We start from the raw sequence: 21,065 nt of genomic DNA, 5'->3' as shown, positions 1-21,065 counted from the left end.
AGGCTCAAGGCGTTGTTCGATCAGCGACGACGGAACAGCGGCAGCGGTTCGTCGGTGGCGGCCTGATAGGTGACCGAGAAGTCTTTCAGGCTTTCCAGTGCTTCGTACGGGTCCTTGTCGGCGCGCAAGGCGAACGCATCGAAACCGCAACGGTGCATGTAGAACAACTGGTCACGCAGCACATCGCCAATCGCCCGCAGTTCGCCTTTGAAACCGTAACGGTCGCGCAGCAGGCGGGCGTTGGAGTAGTTGCGGCCGTCGGTGAAGGCCGGGAAGTTCAGCGCGATGACCTGAAACTCGGCCACGTCGTTACCGATCTCCTCGGCTTCTTCATCGGCGTCCAGCCACACACCCAGTCCGCCGTCGCGGGCCTTGAGCATGCGGCTGTGTTCACGCCAAAGCTGCAACGGAACAATCAGATCGTCGCAATTGCTGATGTCGTCGATGTTGAAATCTTTCGGCAGCAAGTGCCAGGTTTCGTCGACGACTTCGTTGTTCTTAATGATTCGCTGCATAGACGCGTTCCTTGAAGAGGTCGATGCCAATACGCTGGTAGGTGTCGATGAAGCGCTCGTCTTCGGTACGTTGTTCAACGTACACGTCGATCAGCTTCGAGATCACCTCCGGCATGTCGTCCTGGGCAAAGGACGGGCCGAGGATCTTGCCCAGGCTCGCGTCACGGCTGGCGCTGCCACCGAGGGACACCTGGTAGAACTCTTCCCCTTTCTTGTCCACCCCGAGAATGCCGATGTGACCGACGTGGTGGTGACCACAGGCGTTCATGCAGCCGGAGATGTTCAGGTCCAGCTCACCGATGTCGAACAGGTAGTCCAGGTCGTCGAAACGGCGCTGGATCGATTCGGCGATCGGGATCGACTTGGCGTTGGCCAGCGAGCAGAAATCACCGCCCGGGCAGCAGATGATGTCGGTCAACAGGCCGATGTTTGGCGTGGCGAAGCCGCTTTCACGCAGTTCGCCCCACAGGGTGAACAGTTGGCTCTGCTCGACATCGGCCAGGATGATGTTCTGCTCGTGCGACGTGCGCAGTTGGCCGAAGCTGTAACGCTCGGCCAGGTCGGCGACAGCGTCGAGCTGCTTGTCGGTGATGTCACCCGGGGCGACGCCGGTCGGTTTCAGCGACAGGGTCACCGCGACATAACCCGGCTTCTTGTGCGCCAGGGTGTTGCGCGAGCGCCAGCGGGCGAAACCCGGATGCTCCTTGTCGAGTTCGGCCAGGGCCGCGGTCTGGTTCTCCAGAACCTTGTAGTCCGGATCGACAAAGTGCTTGGCGACGCGATGCAGTTCGGCTTCGGTCAGTGTGGTCTGGCCGCCGCGCAGGTGCTCCATCTCGGCATCGACTTTTTGCGCGAAGACTTCGGGGGTCAGCGCCTTGACGAGGATCTTGATCCGCGCCTTGTATTTGTTGTCGCGACGGCCATAGCGGTTGTACACACGCAGGATGGCGTCGAGGTAGCTCAACAGGTCCTGCCACGGCAGGAACTCGTTGATGAATGCGCCGACCACCGGGGTACGGCCCAGGCCACCGCCGACCAGTACACGGAAACCCAGTTCGCCGGCGGCGTTGTGGACCGGCTCCAGGCCGATGTCGTGAACTTCGATGGCGGCACGGTCAGCGGTCGAACCGTTGACGGCAATCTTGAATTTGCGTGGCAGGTAGGCGAATTCCGGGTGGAATGTGGTCCACTGACGGACGATTTCGCACCATGGGCGCGGGTCGATCACCTCATCGGCGGCGACACCGGCGAACTGGTCGGTGGTGACGTTGCGCAGGCAGTTGCCGCTGGTCTGGATCGCGTGCATTTGCACGGTGGCCAGTTCCGCGAGGATGTCCGGAATGTCTTCCACCGCCGGCCAGTTGAACTGCACGTTCTGCCGGGTACTGATGTGGGCGTAGCCCTTGTCGTAGTCGCGGGCAATCTTCGCCATCATGCGCACCTGACGGGAAGTCAGTTGGCCGTAAGGCACCGCCACGCGCAACATCGGCGCAAAACGCTGGATGTACAGGCCATTTTGCAGGCGCAGGGGGCGGAATTCTTCTTCGCTCAGCTCACCTGCCAGATAGCGTCGGGTCTGATCACGGAACTGCTTGACGCGGTCCTCGATGATCCGCTGATCGTACTCGTCGTATACGTACATATAAGTCCTGTTCTCAGGCTTTGGGCTACTCGGAAAACGCTGCGTTTTCGCTTGCTGGAGTCCGATGGTGCCTCTGCAATTACGCGCGCACGGCCGCGCACTCCCTAACGGAGCCGGGGCAATATACCCGTTTGCAGTTATGCGCAAAAGTGATGTTTGAGTATATGTAAAGAACCAAATCGCCTAACGAGAATAGTTGTTGATTAACCCACATTTGTCGCGGGGGCAATCATCGTCTTAACTGTGATCGAGTCTTTCTGCAATCACCGATAAAACCGACAAGAGGCGATGCAATGAGCAATCCGACCAAGGCAAAGAAAAGCGATAGCAGTGTCGATGCATGGGCCATTCTGTTCCTGATTATTCTGGTCGTAGGGACAGCGGTATTCTGGGTCAGCCATCAGTAAACGACCGATCCGGGTCCGCTTCCGACGATTGTCGGACAAAAAACGGGATCAGGCGTCAATAGCCGCTGATTCGGGGGCTATAATGCGCGGCCATTTTTCCTTGGGCCCGGGTCTTTCATGTTGAAGTTTTTCTGCCTCAGCCTCCTGCTGTTCGGTGCGGTTTTCGGATCCGCAGCCCGGGCAGAGTCGGTGCTGTTCCTCAACCCGGGTACGACTCAGGAAGCGTTCTGGGTCAGCTATTCGCAATTCATGCAATCGGCGGCGCGTGACCTTGGCATCGATTTGCAGATCCTCTATTCCCGACGCCAGCCCGAACTCACCGTGGCCCAGGCCAGGATTGCCCTGCAAGGACCGAACCGGCCCGACTACCTGATGTTTGTCAACGAGCAGTACGTTGCACCACAAATCCTGCGGCTGGCGGAAGGCAGCGGGGTCAAGCTGTTCATGGTCAACGCGGTGCTGACCGCCGATCAGCAGGCGCTGGTCGGCGAGCGGGCCGATCGCATTGGCAGCCTGGTGCCCAATGACGAGGAGGGCGGCTACCTGATGATGAAAGAGTTGATTCGCTTGCATCCGCCAGTGGTGCGAGACGAGCCGATTGAAGTGCTGGCGTTTTCCGGCCTGAAGATCACGCCGTCGGCGCAATTGCGCGAGCGCGGCATGCAGCGTGCCTTGGCCGAGCATCCTCAGGTGCGCCTGCGACAACTGGTGTACAGCGGCTGGACACGGCAGCGCGCCTACGAACAGGCGCGGCAACTGGTCAGCCGCTATCCGAAGGTGTCACTGGTGTGGTCGGCAAATGACGAGATGGCGTTCGGCGCCATGCGCGCGTTTGCCGAAGCGGGCAAGGTGCCGGGCAAGGACGTGCTGTTCAGCGCGGTCAATACCTCATCCGAGGCGTTGCAGGCGGTGATCGATGGACGCCTGAGCGCACTGGTGGGCGGTCATTTCACCCTCGGCGGCTGGGCGCTGGTGGAATTGCATGACTATGACCAGGGCGTCGACCTGGCCCGTTACGGCGGTCGTGATCGCCAGGTGCCGTTGCTGCAACTGATCGACAAGCATCAGGCCCGGCAAATTCTGGCCATGGGCTCGGCACCGGGTTACGGGGTGAGCTTTCGCAAGCTGTCCGCCAAGGGGCGTCCGGCCTCGTATCGTTACCCGTTCGAGCTGCAGACCCTGATGCACTGACCGCCCTCAGACCCCGGCGAAATGCAGCACCAGTTTGACGATGGCAAACAGGGTCAGGGCGAACACGGCGGTGAAGCCGATCCCCAGGATCACGAAGTGGCTGGGCTTGCCATGGGTGAAGTCCCTTGCCCGATTTTTCCCGCTTTGCACGCCAAATGCCGCCGCCATCACGCTGTGCAGCATCTGCCAGAAGCTCGGTGGTTTGTTGTCGACTGGATCGTCCATAAATCCCCCGTCCGAAAGGCTGTCCCGACAGCATAGTCAATCCTGCCGGTTGTGCCGTGGTCGCACGGGGGATCCTGACGGGTCCGGTCATACGCCCACGGCCATGCGATAACTATGTACCGCAGGTCACTGCGGCGGACATGGTGTCCTGTGCTCCCATTATTCAGGAGAGACAGGATGTCCCATCATTCCCCCGACGTTGCCCCGTGCGCCCGTCAGCGCCAGCGTCCACGGCAAGTTGCTTGAGCAGATGATCCCCGATTGGCTGATTGCCGCCTCGCCAGCCCGGCAAGCCGCGATGAAGGCGGCCAGTACCCGTCCACCGCCCGGCTATCACGAATTCCCGCAGAAACAGCAACAAGCCTTGAAAGACCAGGTCACGGCTGCCTTTGTCGCCCAGACCCGACTCGACAAGACCATGGCCGGCCTCGAAAGCGTCGAGGCATTTGCCCAAACGTTGCTTGGCGAGGCACTCAAGGATCAGTTCAACGTCACGGTCGATCTCGGCAAGACCTTGCTGTGCCTCAGACGGCCCTTCGAACTCGGAGTGCTGGAGGTGGAAGTGTCCACCTTCGAAGTGTTGAAACTGCCATTGTTGCAAGCGGCACTGCACAACTTCGAGGCCTGGGAATGTGAAGCAGGGGCCTATCACGCCAAATCCGGTTTCGTGGTCGAGACAGCGACCCCCGGCGAGTTTCAGGCCGCAGAAATCGGCATCTCGGTCAGTCAGTTTCTGACGCTGTGCCGTTCACTCGACGTCGGTTCGCTTTATCAGACACGGATCAAAGCGTTTTTCGAGAACAACGACACCTTGCGTGGGCAGTTCATTGCCAGTCAGAAAGCCGCGTTGCGTGCCGCCGCGCAATGGGCGCTGCTGAAAAAGGACATCGAGCCTGCCGACTACCGGATGATTCTGTCGGTGGTGGACGGTCAGATCCACCCGCAACTTGGCGGCAAGGCCGTGTGGTTTCGCGATCTGAGCCTGATGAAGCGGCGGATGACCGGTTGCGTCGTGTTCAGCATCAGCGAGCGCTACCGCTACACCAACGAATTCATCGTCTACATTCCCCATGACCCGCAACACCCGCTCAAGCGTTACAGCAGCGCGCAGATGCGTGAGGTGTTCAAACGCAAGTTCACGGCGACCGACACTACGGCGACCGGGCAAGGACCGACCGCTTACCAGCGGTTTTTCAGTCAGTTCGTGGCCTATGCCGACCGCCCTTACTATTTCAGTCAGTTCACCCAGAAGGCCGCGGACGCCCCGAGTGACCCGTTGCATTCGATCTGGGTCAAGGTCGCACAGCTGATACCGCCGCTGTCCACTATCGTGCAGATCAAGGAGTTGCCACCCGAAGTCCCCGGCAAGCGCGAGCCGCACCCTGACCCGTATCTCGACCCGTTTGCCATCACGCGCCAGGACGTTGCCGGGATCTGGGGCGCCAACACCGATTTGTGGCAATACCTTTACGAACAGCACCGGGCCAAATTCATCGCCGACGCGCGCGCCCATGCCGTGCCCACGGCGGACGTCGACGCCCGGGTCCGGGCAGCCAAACTCAATCATCTGCTCGAACTCGGCATGCTGGGATTGAACATGGTGTCGATGTTCGTCCCGGTGCTGGGCGAAATCATGATGACCGTGATGGCGGGGCAACTGCTCTACGAGTCCTTGGAAGGCGCCATCGAATGGTCGGAAGGCGATCGCCAGGCTGCCAAGGCGCATCTGGTCGATGTGGCGCAGAACCTGGCACTGATTGGCGTAATGGGCGCAGTGGGCAAGGGCGTAAGCCGCCTGCGCGCGGCCTCCGCCGAACCCGTGATCGAGCACCTGCAACCGGTCGAGCGGCCCAATGGCTCGGTTCGCCTGTGGAAACCCGACCTCGATGCCTACGCCAGCGATATTGTCCTGCCAGCGACTGTCGGGCCCGACGCGCAAGGCGTGTATCGGTTCGACGGCAAGACCTTCATTCGCCAGCAGGGCAAGCTCTATCAGACGCACTACGACGAGAACCTGAATAACTGGCGCATCCTCCACCCGCAGGATCCGGCGGCGTATCAACCGCTCCTCGAGCACAATCGACTGGGCGCCTGGCGCCACACCCTCGAGCGGCCGCTGCACTGGGATCGACTGACCCTGCTGCGGCGCATCGGTCACTCGACTGACGCATTTTCGGATGAGCAATTGCTCGAAATCGCCGACCTCAGTGGTGTCAGTGATGATGCCCTGCGGCAAATGCACCTCGATCACCAGCCGGCGCCACTGGCCCTGGCCGACACGCTGCGCTTGTATGAGGCGAATCAGCAGGTCGGGCGCTTGATCGACCAAGTTGAACGAGGAACCAGGCTTGACGATTCGTACCTGCTGACGCTGCCCATGCTTACGCAAATGCCGCGCTGGCCGAGCGGGCAGATGCTGGAAGTCTTTGACGGACCGCAGTTCGTCCGGCCCCAGCCGTCTGTTCGGCGCGCCGTCAGGTGCAATCGAGGGCCCGACGCGTGCGCCGATCCGGATCACCCGCGCCGACGTGCTCGACGGCCAACTGCCTGCGCGCATTCTGGCAACGCTGGATGAGCCGCAAACCGTTTGGCTGCTGGGTGCCGAGCCGGCGCGGGTCATCGAATCCCGGCCGCTGGAGTTGCGCAAACAGATCGCCGATTACCTGCGAACCCGGCAGCCGGCAATGTTCGACAGGCTGTATGACGAACCCGCGCTGAACGACCCGCGAATCGCCAGGCTACAGGCCGCCACGCCGGGGGCTGGGCAGTTCGGCGGCAATCCGCGTGCTGCTCGAGGCGAACGCCGAGGAACTGACGCGTCTGCAGAACGGTGGGCGGGTACCGTTGCGGCTGCTGGAGATCTCCCGTGAATATGTCCGGCAGCGGCGTTTCAACCATGCGAGTGCCGGTCTGCACATGGAAAATTCGGCCGGCGGCGACAGCCAATGGCTGGCCTTGCGCGCCCTGGAGCGGCTGCCGGGCTGGTCGGACGAAGTGCGTCTGGAAGTACGCGAAGGCAGTGTCGACGGGCCGTTGATCGACAGCATCGGCAGCGAAAGCGCCGGTCAGACTCACTACCTGGTCAAGCGCGGGCCGGCCTATCAGGCGTACAGCGCGCACGGGGAAGCGCTCAACGGCGTCCCGCGGCGCGGGGACAACTTTTTTGCCTCGATCCTCCATGCGTTGCCCGATCAGACGCGACTGGCTCTGGGTTTTGCCGAGGTTTCGCGTAGTGCCAGACTGCGCCGGGCAGTGATCGAGTGTGTGGCCCGCCATCGCACCGAACTGGCTCGGCTGGCGAGCAGGCGCCATGGCCACAAGCAGCGCTTCAAGGCGCCAGTGCGGGTACGCCAGCACGGCCTGGGTTATTACGCCAGCGGTCGCGGCGAAGGCGTGAACCCGCTGCTGGTGACGCGCGTGCAGGATGTGTATCCGACGCTCACCGATCAGCAGGCGGGCGGGTTCATCCTCAAACAATTGGCCGCCGGGCGGACTGACGCGCAGATCTACGAGATGTTGCAACGGCGTCTGCGTGAATGGCAGGCGCTCGAATCGACACTGGCGCAATGGGAAGGTGTGCCTTCCCCGGAGCCGACGCTGCAATCGATGATCGGCGGCAAATCCAGCGTCGTGCGCAGCCTCAAGCAGAGCTGGCGCCATGCGCCACTGGCCGACAGTCAGGCGAGTGCCGCACGCCTCGATCTGACGTGCGACGAGCCGTTGCCGGAGCTGCCGGCAGATTTCTCGCATGTGCGCGACCTGCGCATCAGAGGGCGTTGCATCACCGATGCCAACGGCGATGAACTGTTGAGCCATTTCCCCAGGCTCAAGGCGCTGCGCATCAATGCCACCGCAGAAACGTTTACCAACGTGCCGGTGGTGCTACAGAACATGCCGGAGCTGACTGACCTGACGCTCTACGGCGCGATGCCCTATGCCGCCGACATGCCGGCACGCCTGGCTCAATTGACCCGACTTGAAGCATTGAGTGTCAGCACCTCGAGTTATCAGTCGCTGGCGTTCGACGTCAGCGGCATGCGCAATTTGCGCAGCCTGGACATCGTCGCCTATTCATTGTTCGACTGGCCTGCGGGTGCGTTGGAGCTGCCGGCCCTGGAGCGTCTGAACCTCAGGGACACGAGCATCAGCACCGTGCCCGCCGAGCTGCTGCAGGGGCACGAAAAACTCTGGTCGGGGCTGTCGCTGGACTGGTCAAGATTCTCCCGGGAAAACTTCGCGGGCGTGTACGAATACGTCAAAACCCTGCCGGAGCACCTGATCGATCGAGAGACGATGGTCAGGGATTATTGTCGCGGCGAGTTGCGGCGCCTGGGCGAGGGCGTGCATCAATCCACCGAGGGGATATTCCATCGTTTCTTCGAGCAATGGCCCGATGAGCAGCAGCGTTTCACCGCCATCAATGCCTTGAGCGATCAATATGCGGCGCTGGAACGTGAACTCAGTCAGTGGCAGCAGCGCCTGGTGGTGTCGGCAGAATCGCTGTCCGAACTGATCGCGCGATCAAACCTGGTCCATGTGCTCAAAGCCAGTTGGCGCAACGGGTTGTTCAAGCGCTATGGCGCAACGATCAGCGCCTCGACCGTGGATTTGTCGGGGTTGAGGCTCAGCGAGCTTCCGGTGTTGCCGGCAGACGCCTTTGCGCATGTACGCACGCTGCTGCTCAATGGCCAGCGGGTTGCCGGCGCGCAGATGCGCGGGTTCATCAGCGCATTCAGCGAAGTCCGCACCCTTGATCTGAGTAATAATGCCTTGCACGAGTGGCCGATCGAGTCGCAGCGCCTTTCGCGCTTGATGCACCTGGACCTCGCCGACAATCTGTTGACCGATGGTTCAAGCCTGCAGAGCGGATTGAGTGAATTGCCTGCGCTTGAACAGCTCAATCTGCGGAACAATCCGCTGAGCGAGTTGAACGTGGGCAGCCTGCAGCGTTTGAAGGCCCTCGACCTGCAGCGCACGCACCTGCAACACTGGCCGGCAGGCGCAGAAGGCTTGCCGCAACTGTCGTGGCTGGACCTGCGCGATACCCGTATCAGCACGCTGCCGCCCGTCGTGCTTGAGAGCACCTCACTGCTCAACACCAACCTGACCGGTGCGCCCCTGACCGCAGCGGCGTCGGCGCAACTGCGTTCGGCGCAACTGCGGCTCGAGCACGACCTGGGTCTGCCTGCCGGCGCGCTGGATGCGTTTGCCCGGGAGCCGGTGCCGGCGACGTTTCCCCCAGCGGAGAACGGTTTGACCGTGGCCCGCCAGTTGCTGCCGTTGACGCCGGCACCCGTCAGTACCGGGCTGGTACGCATGCGCCAGAATCTGCAGCGGATGCAGCCGGCCTTTAGCGATAGACAAGCCATGCAAGTGATCGAGGCGCTGCGTAGCGATGGCGCCACTGATGTGCAGATCGCCGAGCAGATCACGGGCTGGAGTCAGACGTTTGAAACCCTCGTTCGCCGACTCAACGGCTGGCTGTATACCCGGGAAACCCGTGGAGCTGACTGGGTCATCTCTTCGCAGTCGCGCAGCCTCGCGGCGTGGCGCATCCTCACCTGCTGGCGTGCCAGGTTAGCGGTTGCCGGGGGCGATGCGGTTCTGGATCTCAACGGCCTGCAATTGGGCGATCTACCGGCGCTGCCCGAGGATTTCGGGCATGTCGGCAGTCTGGACCTGACAGGCACTCGGGTGACGGCCGAGGGCAGCGACGGGTTTCTCAAGTCGTTCACCCACCTGCGTCATCTGACCCTTAATGGCAATGCGCTCACAGGGCTGCCTGAAGGCGTCCGGCAGATGCCGCAGCTGGAGCGACTCGAGCTTTCCAGCAACCACTTCAGCGGCAGCGAGGACCTGTATGCCGCGCTGTCCGGTCTGGAGCATCTGCAAGCTCTGGACCTGAGCTACAACTACCTTGATGCGTTCGACGTCAGCTATTTCGAGCATTTGCAAAATCTGGATCTGCGCAACAACAATCTGGCCGAATGGCCGGCCGGTGCGCTGGATGCGCGGCACCTGCAGACACTGAACCTCAGTCGCAACGACATCACCGCCATCCCCGAAGAGGCGCTGGACGGTCAGCACGATGAGCTGATGGACGGCACCGACCTGACTGACAACTACAACCTGTCGCAGGAGTCCCTCGAAAGGCTCAGGGCCTATCAGACGGCGGGTAACCGCCAGCGGGTGCTCGGTTTTTCGAGTTCCGATCTGGAGGAAATGGCTGACGATGTTGCCGGCGGGCTCAGCGAAACCACGAACAGCATCGAGTCGGACGAATCGCTTCCGGACGAACTGGGCCATGCGCAGCAGAAAGCGCCGTGGCTGGCGAATCTGCCGCCGGAGCAGGCGTCCGCCCGAGACCGGCTCTGGGATCAACTGGCTGCGGAACCGGACAGCGGGGCATTCTTCCATTTGCTTGACCGATTACAGGACACCCAGGAGTTTCGCGTGGCCAATGCCGACCTGACCCGACGGGTCTGGAGGGTCATGGAGGCTGCCGCCGCCGACAGTGAACTGCGCGAGGTGATTTTCGCCGGCTCGGCCACCCATGGAACGTGCGTGGACGGGCGAATCCTCACGTTCAGTGGCCTGGAGAGCAAGGTCTTTACCTACAACGCCTTGCTCGATTTGCCGGCCGGTCGCCCGGGAATTCGCGGCGAGGCCTTGTTGTCGTTGTCGCGGCAACTGTTCCGGCTGGACAAGGTCGATGAACTGGCGAAAGCGGCGGCTGCGCGCAGTGGTTTTGACGAAGCCGAAGTCCGCCTCGGTTACCGGATCGGTCTGACCGGTGGCTGGGAGGATGGACTGGAATTGCCCGGGCAGCCGAAAAACATGAAATTCGCCTCCGGTGTAACGCCTCGGCAGTTGTTCGATGCGCGGGCCGAGGTGGTTAGCGCGGAGCACTCCGACCGGTTTCTGGAGGATCTGATCCAGCGCGATTACTGGCTGGATTACCTCAAGGAGCAGCAGCCCGAAGCGTTCAGGCAAATGGATGAAGGGCAGTTGATGGAGGAGGGCGAGGACGACGGTCTGAGTGTTGACGACCCGCTTTATCTGAGCCGGTTGTTCGATCAGGCAGCGGCGCGCAATGCCAGGCTTATCGAATTGACGCGACAAGCGATTGAACGGATCGGTTTGTCTGCCGACAAGGCACCAATGCCCGGCTCCTCCGGGCAATCGTCAGGCGCATAAAACCTGGTGAACGGTCACTCCCTGGCCGATCCGGGGAGTGACCGTCGCGCTTATTCGTCGTAACCGAGGTTCGGCGCCAGCCAGCGCTCGGTCACGCTCAGTTCCTGACCTTTGCGCGAGGTGTAGCTCTGCACCTGATCCTTGTCGACCTTGCCCACGGCAAAGTATTGCGCCTGCGGGTGCGCGAAGTACCAGCCGCTGACCGCGGCTGCGGGGAACATCGCATAGTGTTCGGTGAGGAACACGCCGCTGCGGCCCGCGCGCATTTCGCTGGCCTCAGGATCGAGCAGGGTGAACAGCGTGGCCTTCTCGGTGTGATCCGGGCAGGCCGGGTAACCCGGTGCCGGACGGATACCGGAGTACTGCTCTTTGATCAGCGCTTCGTTGTCCAGCACTTCGTCCTTGGCATAACCCCAGTGTTCTTTACGCACTTGCTGGTGCAGCCATTCGGCGCAAGCTTCCGCCAGACGGTCGGCGAGGGCTTTGACCATGATCGAGTTGTAGTCGTCGCCAGCGTCCTGATAAGCCTTGGCCACTTCTTCGGCGCCGATGCCGGCGGTGGTGATGAACCCCCCGACGTAATCGGTCACTTCGCTGTCTTTCGGCGCGACGAAGTCGGCCAGCGAGAAGTTCGGCTTGCCGTCGGTCTTGATGATCTGCTGACGCAGATGATGCAGGCGCGCCATGGGCTTGCCGTCATCGCCGTACAGCTCGATATCGTCGTCGTGTACCTGATTGGCCGGCCAGAAACCGAACACCGCACGGGCGCTGATCAGCTTCTCGTCGATCAGCTTGGTGAGCATTTCACGCGCATCCTTGTACAGCGCGGTGGCGGCTTCACCGACCACTTCGTCTTCGAGGATGCGCGGAAACTTGCCGGCCAGGTCCCAGGAGATGAAGAACGGCGTCCAGTCGATGTATTCAGCCAGCACGTTGAGGTCGATGTTGTCCAGCACGCGGGTGCCGGTGAAGGTCGGTTTGACCGGCGTGTAGCTGGCCCAGTCGAACTGCGGCTTCTTGGCGATCGCCGCCGCGTAGCTCAGGCGCTCGGTACGGGCGCTGCGGTTGGCGGTGCGCTCACGCACGTCGACGTAATCGGCGCGGGTCTTCTCGACGAATCCGGCCTTGAGTTCCTTGGACAGCAACTGCGTCGCGACGCCGACCGCACGCGAGGCGTCGGTCACGTAGACCACTGCATCGTTGCTGTACTTCGGCTCGATTTTCACGGCGGTGTGCGCCTTGGACGTGGTCGCGCCACCGATCATCAGCGGCAGATGGAAATCCTGACGCTGCATTTCCCGGGCAACGTGAACCATCTCGTCCAGCGACGGGGTGATCAGGCCGGACAGGCCGATGATGTCGCACTTTTCTTCCTTGGCGACCTGGAGGATTTTCTCCGCCGGAACCATCACGCCGAGGTCGACGATGTCATAGCCGTTGCAACCCAGCACCACGCCGACGATGTTCTTGCCGATGTCGTGCACGTCGCCTTTTACCGTGGCCATCAGGATCTTGCCCTTGGCTTCCGGCTTGTCGCCTTTTTCCAGTTCGATGAACGGGATCAAATGCGCCACGGCTTGCTTCATCACACGGGCGGATTTCACCACCTGCGGCAAGAACATTTTGCCGGCGCCGAACAGGTCGCCAACGATGTTCATGCCGGACATCAGCGGGCCTTCGATGACTTCGATCGGGCGGGCAAATGACTGGCGCGACTCTTCGGTGTCTTCGACGATGTGGGTGGTGATGCCCTTGACCAGCGCATGCTCCAGACGCTTGTTGACGTCCCAGCTGCGCCACTCTTCGGTCTCGGCTTCCTTGACGCTGCCGTCGCCCTTGTACTTGTCGGCGATGGCGAGAAGGGCGTCGGTGCCTTCCTGCGTGCGGTTGAGGATCACGTCTTCGACGGCGTCGCGCAGTTCCTGCGGGATTTGATCGTAGATTTCCAGCTGACCGGCGTTGACGATACCCATGGTCAGGCCGGCGCGGATCGCGTACAGCAGAAACACCGAGTGGATCGCCTCACGCACCGGGTTGTTGCCGCGGAACGAGAACGACACGTTGGACACACCGCCGGAACTCAGCGCATACGGCAGCTCGTCGCGGATATAGGCGCAGGCGTTGATGAAGTCCACAGCGTAATTGTTGTGTTCTTCGATACCGGTGGCCACGGCGAAGATGTTCGGGTCGAAAATGATGTCTTCCGGCGGGAAGCCGACTTCGTTGACCAGAATGTCGTAGGAGCGTTTGCAGATCTCTTTCTTGCGCGCTTCGGTGTCGGCCTGGCCGGCTTCGTCGAAGGCCATGACCACCACTGCCGCGCCGTAGCGTTTGCACAGCTTGGCGTGATGGATGAACTGCTCGACGCCTTCTTTCATGCTGATCGAGTTGACGATGCCCTTGCCTTGAATGCACTTCAGACCGGCTTCGATGACTTCCCATTTCGACGAGTCGATCATGATCGGCACGCGGGAGATGTCCGGCTCGCCGGCGATCAGATTGAGGAAGGTCACCATGGCCTTCTTCGAATCGAGCATCCCTTCGTCCATGTTGATGTCGATCACCTGGGCGCCGGCCTCGACCTGCTGCAGGGCGACTTCCAGGGCTTCGGTGTAGTTGTCTTCACGGATCAGACGGGCGAACTTCGCGGAGCCGGTGATGTTGGTCCGCTCGCCGACGTTGACGAACAGTGAGCTGCGATCAATGGTGAACGGCTCCAGACCCGAGAGGCGGCAGGCCTTGGGGATGTCCGGAATCTGCCGCGGCGCGTAACCGGCGACGGCTTTGGCGATGGCTTCGATGTGGCCCGGAGTGGTGCCGCAGCAACCGCCGACGATGTTGAGGAAACCGCTTTGGGCGAATTCTTCGATGACCTTGGCGGTGTCCACCGGCAATTCGTCGTACTCGCCGAATTCGTTCGGCAAACCGGCGTTCGGGTGCGCCGACACGTGAGTGCTGGCCTTGTTCGACAGCTCTTCCAGATACGGACGCAGTTCGCTGGCGCCGAGGGCGCAGTTGAGGCCGACCGAGATTGGCTTGGCGTGGGCCACCGAGTTCCAGAACGCTTCGGTGGTCTGGCCCGAGAGGGTGCGGCCGGACGCATCGGTGATGGTCCCGGAAATCATGATCGGCAGTTCAATGTGCAGCTCTTCGAACACGCCTTGTACGGCGAAGATCGCGGCTTTGGCGTTGAGCGTGTCGAAGATGGTTTCGATCAGGATCAGGTCGACGCCGCCCTCGATCAGGCCTTTGGTGGCTTCGGTGTAGTTTTCTACCAGTTCATCGAAGGTGACGTTGCGGTAGCCGGGATTGTTGACGTCAGGCGACAGCGAGCAGGTGCGGCTGGTCGGGCCGAGTACGCCGGCGACGAAGCGTGGCTTGTCCGGGTTCTCGGCGGTCTTGGCGTCGGCCACCTTGCGCGCCAGGCGCGCGCCTTCTACGTTTAATTCGTACGCCAGTTCTTCCATGCCGTAGTCAGCCATGGAAATGCGCGTGGCGTTGAAGGTGTTGGTTTCCAGAATGTCGGCGCCGGCATCCAGATAAGCCTTTTCGATGCCGCCGATCACGTCCGGACGGGTGATCACCAACAGGTCGTTGTTGCCCTTGACGTCGCTCGGCCAGTCGGCGAAGCGTTTGCCGCGATAATCCTGCTCCTCGAGCTTGTAGCTCTGGATCATCGTGCCCATGCCGCCATCGAGTATCAGGATGCGCTCTTTGAGGGCTTGCTTGAGAGCTTGAAGGCGGACGCTGCGATCGGACATTGGGACTACTCGAAAAGACCATGACGAAGGGCCGGGATCATAGCAAACCTGTGCGCTTTTGGAGCATGTGCCGCTTTTGCATGAATATCGCTCATGTTGGTACGGGCGTCATACTGTAGAATCGCGGGCGTTTTTTTCTGGATCGGGATCAAGGGCATGTCGTACCGCGTCATCAGCATTTTCTTGCTGTTTTTAAGCTGGGGCGCCGTGGCGCAGGAACCCGCGATTTCTCCTGCTATTTCGTACACTCGAGACATCCAGCCGATCTTCACCGAGAAGTGCGTGGCCTGCCATGCGTGCTACGACTCGGCGTGCCAGCTCAATCTGGGCAGCGGTGAAGGCGCTGGCCGTGGCGCGAGCAAGATGCCGGTCTACGACGGCGAGCGCACCCAGGCCGCGCCGACCACGCGACTGTTCTATGACGCTTTCGGCAAACGTGCGTGGCAGCAGAAGGGCTTCTATTCGGTGCTCGACGCTCAGGGCAGTCAGGCGGCGCTGATGGCGCGCATGCTGGAACTGGGCCACAAAACCCCGCTGACCCCGAATGCCAGGTTGCCGGAAGAGATCGTCCTCGGCCTGCAACGGGAAAACATGTGTGCGATGCCCGCCGAGTTTGAAGGCTATGCCGGCGCCCATCCGAAAGAAGGCATGCCGCTGGCGGTGACCGGCCTCACCGATCAGCAATACCAGACCCTGCAACGCTGGCTGGCGTCCGGTGCGCCGATCGACGAGCAAGGCCTGGCCCCAAGCGCCAAAGAAGCGCTGCAAATCGTGCAGTGGGAAAACCTGCTCAACACCCCGGGCGCGCGGCAGAGTCTGGTCGGGCGCTGGTTGTTCGAACACTGGTTCCTCGCCCATATCTATTTTAAGGACGGCGAGCCGGGGCACTACTTCCAGTGGGTGCGTTCGCGCACGCCGACCGGGCAGCCGATCGACCTGATCGCCACCCGACGCCCGAATGACGACCCGGGCACTCAGGTGTATTACCGCCTGTGGCCGGTGCAAGGGGTGATCGTGCACAAGACCCACATCACTTATCCGCTGAGCGCGGCGAAGATGGCGCGTGTCAAAAGCCTGTTCTACAGCGGCAACTGGCAAGTCAACGCGCTACCGGGGTACGGGCCGCAGAGCCGGGCCAACCCGTTCGCCACGTTCGAAGCGATTCCGGTGCAGGCGCGCTACCAGTTCATGCTCGACAATGCCGAATACTTCGTCCGCACCTTCATTCGCGGGCCGGTGTGCCGTGGGCAGATTGCGACGGATGTGATCCGCGATAACTTCTGGGCGCTGTTCCAGGCCCCGGAACACGATCTGTACATCACCGACCCCAACTATCGCGGCCAGGCCACGCCGTTGCTGGCAATGCCGGGGCAGAACGATGACGTCGGCAGTGTCCTGAGCCTGTGGCACAACTACCGCAACAAGCGCAACGAATACGAAGCCCTGCGCCGCGACAGCTACGCTGACCAACCGCCGCCGAGCTGGTCGACCCTGTGGGCCGGCAACGACAACGCGCTGCTGAGCATTTTCCGCCACTTCGACAGCGCTTCGGTGACCAAAGGCCTGATCGGCGAAGTGCCGCAAACGATGTGGCTGTTCGACTATCCGCTGCTGGAACGCACCTATTACCAGTTGGCGGTCAACTTCGATGTGTTCGGCAACGTCTCCCATCAGGCGCAGACCCGTCTGTATTTCGACCTGATCCGCAACGGCGCCGAACAGAACTTCCTGCGTCTGATGCCGGCCGATTCCCGTGAGGACTATCTCGACGATTGGTATCAGAGCAGCGGCCAGTTCAAGATGTGGCTCGACTACGAAGCCATTGACGACGACAAACCGACCGGGCTGAAGCTCGATCCGAAGGACCCGAAATACGACTTCGCCATGCAACTGCTGGCACGCTACGGCGACCTCAATGCGCGGCCGGATCCGATCAACCGCTGTGACGGCGCCTATTGCTCGCGACCGAATATCGACCCGGCGCTGCAGAACGCCGAACAGGCGCTGAGCCGCCTGACGTCACGACCGGCCGCCGGTCTGAAGGTTATCGACCAATTGCCGGAAGCCACCTTGCTGCGTATCGAAACCCGCAGCGGCAAACGCGAGGTCTACAGCTTGCTGCGCAACCGTGCGCACAGCAACGTGGCGTTTCTGTTGGGCGAATCCCTGCGCTATCAGCCGGGACTCGACACCTTGACCATTTATCCAGGCGTGCTCAGCAGTTACCCGAATTTCATGTTCAACATTCCGGCCGCGCAAGTCCCGGAGTTTGTCGATGCCATGGAAAGCGCCAAGGATGCCGACCGCTTCGAGAAAATCGTCGAACGTTGGGGGATCCGTCGCAGTCATCCGCAATTCTGGTTCTATTTTCACGACCTGAGCCAGTACATCCACGAAACCGAACCGGTGGAAGAGGGCGTGCTGGACATGAACCGCTACGAGAATCTTTGATCGTTGAGATCGACCTGCTGTCCCAACTCCAAGCAACACCGCAAAGCCCCTGTAGGAGCTGCCGAGTGCAACGAGGCTGCGATCTTTTGATTCTTTAACAACAAAGATCAAAAGATCGCAGCGTGCCGCAGCTCCTACAGGAGACCGGAGGTGATTCAGGAATTGTGCACGGGAGCCGATCATGTTGATTTCAGTGCAGGCCCTGCGGGCGCTTGCCGCGTGGACCGTGGTCTGCCACCACTTCATGCAGATTTTTTTCGACTTCAAGGCGCGCGGCCCGGTCGGGCAGTTCTTCATTGATAAAGGCGCAGTCGGCGTCGATGTCTTCTTCGTCATCAGCGGGCTGGTGATTTTCTTGTCTACCGAAAGCAAGTCGTTGCCTCCGGCGCGGTTTCTGCTGTATCGGCTGTCGCGCATCGTCCCGGCATACTGGCTGTACACGCTGCTGATGGCGTTGCTGGTGGTGTTCGCCCGACCGCTGTTGCCGGATCAGTCGGTGGACTGGGCGCATGTCCTGCTGTCGCTGCTATTCATTCCTGCGCAGAATCCCGGCGGTTATGGGATCTATCCGACGCTGAATGTCGGCTGGACGCTCAATTACGAAATGCTTTTCTATGTGTTGTTCGCCTGTGCGCTGGTGTTCCGCTGGCAGGTGCGCTTGCTGGTGGTTGGCGCGTTGCTGTTTTCGGTTTGTCAGGCGTTTGGCTGGATCAACGAGTTTTACCGTTCGGACATCGTCTACGAATTTTTGCTGGGAATCGGCATTGGCGTGCTCTATCGCCGGGGCTGGATCGGTGCAGGTTTATGGCTGCCGCTGTTGGCGATGGGGGCCGCGTTGACAGCGGTCTACCACCTGACGCCGGCGCCAAGGTTGTTGAACTGGGGAATTCCGAGCGCGGTGCTGGTGATGGCGTGCATGGCACTGGAGCGCTATGTCGAGCACAACCGCGTGATGAAATGGCTCGGCGACTGTTCCTATTATTCGGTGTATCTGATGCATGTGCTGGTGCTGTCGGTTGGCGGTTTTATCGCGCGGCGTTACGGGGTCAACCCGTATCTGATGTTCATCGTCTGCGCGGTGGCCATCGCTGGGGGGTCATGGTTGAGCTACGAATGGGTGGAAAAACGCTGCTATCAGTGGCTTAAAGCGCGGATCGATGGCGAACCGCTGCGCGTACCCGTCGAGAATCTTTCCCGACAAAAATACTAGGACTTTGTCCGGCGCAATGATTGGCGTAAACTGCGCCCAAGCCTGCGAGGAGTTTCCATGACCGCTATTACCATTACCGACGCCGCCCACGATTACCTGGCCGATCTGCTCTCCAAGCAGAACACCCCGGGTATCGGCATCCGCGTCTTCATCACCCAGCCTGGCACCCAGTACGCCGAAACCTGCATTGCCTACTGCAAGCCGGGCGAAGAAAAACCTGAAGATACCGCGCTGGGGCTGAAAAGCTTCACCGCCTATATCGACTCGTTCAGTGAAGCGTTTCTCGACGATGCCGTCGTCGACTACGCCACCGACCGCATGGGCGGCCAGCTGACCATCAAGGCGCCAAACGCCAAAGTCCCGATGGTCAACGCCGACAGCCCGGTCAACGAGCGCATCAACTATTACCTGCAAACCGAAATCAACCCGGGGCTGGCCAGCCACGGCGGTCAGGTCAGCCTGATCGATGTGGTCGAGGACGGCATTGCCGTGCTGCAGTTCGGCGGCGGCTGCCAAGGCTGCGGCCAGGCCGACGTGACCCTGAAGGAAGGTATCGAGCGCACCTTGCTCGAGCGTATTCCAGAGCTCAAAGGTGTGCGCGACGTGACCGACCACACGCAGAAAGAAAACGCCTACTACTGAGTAAGGTGTTCACTGCGAACATGAAAAACGGCGCCCCGTGAGCGCCGTTTTTTTATGTCCTTTTGTAGCGAGGGGATTTATCCCCGATGGGGTGCGAAGCAGCCCAAGAAATGGAACTGCTGCGCAGTTCATCGGGGATAAATCCCCTCACCACAGGTTTTTTATCCAGCCACAAAACTCATCTGACTCAGGGTCTGTAGAGATGTGCATGCCCCGCGCGATACAGCGATGACTCGCTGAACACCTCACTGCCCAGCACCCGACCCACCAGAATCAACGCCGTACGCCGAAACCCCTTGGCCGCAACCTTCGCCGCAATGTCCTCCAGCGTCCCCACCACCCAGTCCTGATCCGGCCACGTCGCCCGGTGAATCACTGCAATCGGGCAATCCGCGCCGTAATGCGGCAGCAATTCAGTGATGATTTTCTGCAGATGATTGACCCCCAGGTGAATCGCCATGGTCGCGCCATGTTGTGCCAGATCGCCGAGTTCCTCGCCGGCGGGCATCGCGGCCTTGTCCGCATAGCGGGTCAGAATCACGCTCTGTGACACATCCGGCAGCGTCAGCTCGGCGCCAAGCAAGGCTGCACAGGCGGCGGTGGCGGTGACGCCGGGGATGATTTCGAACGGAATATTCAACTCGCGCAGACAACGAATCTGCTCGCCAATCGCGCCGTACAGGCTCGGATCACCCGAGTGCACCCGCGCCACGTCCTGGCCCTTGCCGTGGGCGGTTGTGATCAGTTCAATGATCTGCTCCAGATGCAATTCGGCGCTGTTGACCACCGTTTCCGCCTGATGTCCCTCGAGCACGGCGGCCGGCACCAGCGAGCCTGCGTAGATGATCACCGGGCAACTGCGGATCAGCCGCTGGCCTTTGACGGTGATCAATTCCGGGTCGCCGGGGCCGGCGCCGATGAAGTAGACGGTCATGAAGACATCCTGTGAAAAGCGGGGCAGGGCAACGCTTCAGATGAAGATTGCTCATGATCAAACAGGGGGATTATCGGGAATTTACGCAGCGCCGGCCAATGCCAGTGTCGCCTGAGCGTATTTCTGCCGGGAAATCAGCAGCTTTGCCGGTGCCTGAATCAACTGCTCGGCCAGGGCCAGGGCGGCACTTTCCGCCACACCGTAGCAACCGGTGCGCTCATAGGCAATCTGCGAGTGATGGCTCAGTCGCTGTTGGTAAATGGCCAATTCTTCGCTGCTGAAATACAACAGCGGCAGCGCCAGTTGGCTGGCCAGTTCCTGCAAACCGGGTTCATCGCGTTTCAGGTCGATGCTGGCCAGGGCCTTGACCGCCTCGAGTTCTATACGATGCGCCTGCAACGCCTGATCGAGTAACGCGCGTAGCGTGCTGGCCGGGCAGCCGCGCTGGCAGCCCAGGCCGACCACCAGGGTCGGCGCTGCGCGGTCATCGGTCATGCGTGGTATTGACCAGCGCTTTTGCGGCGGAACAACCAGGCGCTGATCAGGCCCAAGGCCAGCCAGAACGCCACGTTGGTCAGCTGCGAAGCGATTTTGAACTGGGCTTCCAAGGCTTCCGGAGCGAGCATCGAATGCACTTCCGGTTGCGGCGCGCCGATCACATGCGGCACGGCGAGGATCGCCACGCCCAGCAGCTTCATCAGCCAGTGACGGCTGAACACGATGAGGGCCAGGCCGACTGCGGTGGAAGCGGCGGTGCCGATCCACCACGTTTGCCGCGACGCCAGATCGGCGGCAGCGGTGCCCGGCAGTTCAGGCGGCAGGCCGAGGGTCGGCGCGAGGACGAAGGTCGCGTAACCGGCCAGGCCCCAGAGCAGGCCCTGCGAAGTTTT

General features: G+C 61.2%; 14 protein-coding genes. 7 read left to right on the top strand and 7 right to left on the bottom strand.

What is annotated here, in order from left to right; translation table 11 throughout:
* Positions 1-20 precede the first annotated feature (20 nt).
* On the bottom strand, positions 21-515 hold the full coding sequence (locus HT737_RS03390) for a DUF934 domain-containing protein (RefSeq protein WP_047291445.1): 495 nt from the start codon (positions 513-515) through the stop codon (positions 21-23).
* The gene (locus tag HT737_RS03385; protein ID WP_182401447.1) at positions 499-2,157 is read right to left on the bottom strand and encodes a nitrite/sulfite reductase; all 1,659 of its coding nucleotides are present in this window, start codon (positions 2,155-2,157) and stop codon (positions 499-501) included. The genes HT737_RS03390 and HT737_RS03385 overlap by 17 nt, the downstream gene beginning before the upstream one ends.
* Positions 2,158-2,681: 524 nt before the next feature.
* Between HT737_RS03385 and HT737_RS03380 the strand changes: the two genes are divergently transcribed.
* Positions 2,682-3,755 (top strand): ABC transporter substrate-binding protein, encoded by a 1,074-nt coding sequence (locus HT737_RS03380; RefSeq protein ID WP_182401445.1) that lies wholly within the window; start codon positions 2,682-2,684, stop codon positions 3,753-3,755.
* A 6-nt stretch (positions 3,756-3,761) separates the two neighbouring features.
* On the opposite strand, the gene HT737_RS03375 is transcribed toward HT737_RS03380, so the two are convergent.
* On the bottom strand, positions 3,762-3,980 hold the full coding sequence (locus HT737_RS03375; RefSeq protein ID WP_025112547.1) for a DUF2970 domain-containing protein: 219 nt from the start codon (positions 3,978-3,980) through the stop codon (positions 3,762-3,764).
* A 199-nt stretch (positions 3,981-4,179) separates the two neighbouring features.
* Between HT737_RS03375 and HT737_RS31655 the strand changes: the two genes are divergently transcribed.
* Genes HT737_RS31655 through HT737_RS31645 form a run of 3 tightly spaced genes read left to right on the top strand, consistent with a single transcriptional unit; the run spans position 4,180 to position 11,177 of the window.
* Positions 4,180-6,555 carry a dermonecrotic toxin domain-containing protein gene (locus tag HT737_RS31655; RefSeq protein ID WP_306287156.1) on the top strand — a complete coding sequence of 792 codons (2,376 nt, stop codon included), beginning with the start codon at positions 4,180-4,182 and terminating at the stop codon, positions 6,553-6,555.
* Complete coding sequence (locus HT737_RS31650; RefSeq protein ID WP_306287155.1) at positions 6,509-6,850, top strand: hypothetical protein; 342 nt, start codon at positions 6,509-6,511, stop codon at positions 6,848-6,850. The genes HT737_RS31655 and HT737_RS31650 overlap by 47 nt, the downstream gene beginning before the upstream one ends.
* Positions 6,765-11,177 (top strand): NEL-type E3 ubiquitin ligase domain-containing protein, encoded by a 4,413-nt coding sequence (locus HT737_RS31645; RefSeq protein ID WP_374011130.1) that lies wholly within the window; start codon positions 6,765-6,767, stop codon positions 11,175-11,177. Before HT737_RS31650 ends, HT737_RS31645 begins: the two co-directional genes overlap by 86 nt.
* Before the next feature lie 50 nt (positions 11,178-11,227).
* Here HT737_RS31645 and metH read toward each other — a convergent pair whose 3' ends face one another.
* Positions 11,228-14,938, bottom strand: a complete 3,711-nt coding sequence (gene metH, locus HT737_RS03365) for a methionine synthase (protein ID WP_182401443.1) — start codon at positions 14,936-14,938, stop codon at positions 11,228-11,230.
* Between the two features lie 156 nt (positions 14,939-15,094).
* Between metH and HT737_RS03360 the strand changes: the two genes are divergently transcribed.
* From HT737_RS03360 to nfuA, 3 genes are all read left to right on the top strand, one after another.
* Positions 15,095-17,389, top strand: coding sequence for a fatty acid cis/trans isomerase (locus tag HT737_RS03360; protein WP_182401441.1), 2,295 nt, complete (start codon positions 15,095-15,097; stop codon positions 17,387-17,389).
* A 181-nt stretch (positions 17,390-17,570) separates the two neighbouring features.
* Complete coding sequence (locus HT737_RS03355; protein ID WP_182401439.1) at positions 17,571-18,599, top strand: acyltransferase; 1,029 nt, start codon at positions 17,571-17,573, stop codon at positions 18,597-18,599.
* Between the two features lie 57 nt (positions 18,600-18,656).
* A complete protein-coding gene (gene nfuA, locus HT737_RS03350) occupies positions 18,657-19,241 on the top strand; it encodes a Fe-S biogenesis protein NfuA (protein ID WP_003225494.1) in 585 nt (194 codons plus the stop codon).
* A 187-nt stretch (positions 19,242-19,428) separates the two neighbouring features.
* Here the strand turns inward: nfuA and cobM are convergent, their stop codons facing one another.
* From cobM to HT737_RS03335, 3 genes are all read right to left on the bottom strand, one after another.
* On the bottom strand, positions 19,429-20,175 hold the full coding sequence (gene cobM / locus HT737_RS03345) for a precorrin-4 C(11)-methyltransferase (RefSeq protein WP_182401437.1): 747 nt from the start codon (positions 20,173-20,175) through the stop codon (positions 19,429-19,431).
* Positions 20,176-20,256: 81 nt separating this feature from the next.
* The gene (locus HT737_RS03340; protein WP_047291465.1) at positions 20,257-20,670 is read right to left on the bottom strand and encodes a cobalamin biosynthesis protein; all 414 of its coding nucleotides are present in this window, start codon (positions 20,668-20,670) and stop codon (positions 20,257-20,259) included.
* Positions 20,667-21,065 (bottom strand): CbtA family protein (locus HT737_RS03335; RefSeq protein ID WP_182401435.1); only part of this gene is annotated, 399 nt, incomplete at its 5' end. The genes HT737_RS03335 and HT737_RS03340, both read right to left, overlap by 4 nt.

Origin of the sequence: Pseudomonas sp. MD195_PC81_125, assembly GCF_014060985.1 — a bacterium.
In the GTDB taxonomy this organism is placed as follows: Bacteria; Pseudomonadota; Gammaproteobacteria; order Pseudomonadales; family Pseudomonadaceae; genus Aquipseudomonas; species Aquipseudomonas parakoreensis.
Note: the sequence above shows the minus strand (reverse complement) of the source record. Positions and strands in the feature narration are given on the sequence as shown.

What these genes read in the sequence shown, in the direction of transcription:
- HT737_RS03380 (WP_182401445.1), top strand. Translation starts at nt 2,682, where the DNA reads ATGTTGAAGTTTTTCTGCCTCAGCCTCCTGCTGTTCGGTGCGGTTTTC.
- cobM (WP_182401437.1), bottom strand. Translation starts at nt 20,175, where the DNA reads ATGACCGTCTACTTCATCGGCGCCGGCCCCGGCGACCCGGAATTGATC.
- HT737_RS03375 (WP_025112547.1), bottom strand. Translation starts at nt 3,980, where the DNA reads ATGGACGATCCAGTCGACAACAAACCACCGAGCTTCTGGCAGATGCTG.
- metH (WP_182401443.1), bottom strand. Translation starts at nt 14,938, where the DNA reads ATGTCCGATCGCAGCGTCCGCCTTCAAGCTCTCAAGCAAGCCCTCAAA.
- HT737_RS03340 (WP_047291465.1), bottom strand. Translation starts at nt 20,670, where the DNA reads ATGACCGATGACCGCGCAGCGCCGACCCTGGTGGTCGGCCTGGGCTGC.
- HT737_RS03355 (WP_182401439.1), top strand. Translation starts at nt 17,571, where the DNA reads ATGTTGATTTCAGTGCAGGCCCTGCGGGCGCTTGCCGCGTGGACCGTG.
- HT737_RS03360 (WP_182401441.1), top strand. Translation starts at nt 15,095, where the DNA reads ATGTCGTACCGCGTCATCAGCATTTTCTTGCTGTTTTTAAGCTGGGGC.
- HT737_RS03390 (WP_047291445.1), bottom strand. Translation starts at nt 515, where the DNA reads ATGCAGCGAATCATTAAGAACAACGAAGTCGTCGACGAAACCTGGCAC.
- HT737_RS03385 (WP_182401447.1), bottom strand. Translation starts at nt 2,157, where the DNA reads ATGTACGTATACGACGAGTACGATCAGCGGATCATCGAGGACCGCGTC.
- nfuA (WP_003225494.1), top strand. Translation starts at nt 18,657, where the DNA reads ATGACCGCTATTACCATTACCGACGCCGCCCACGATTACCTGGCCGAT.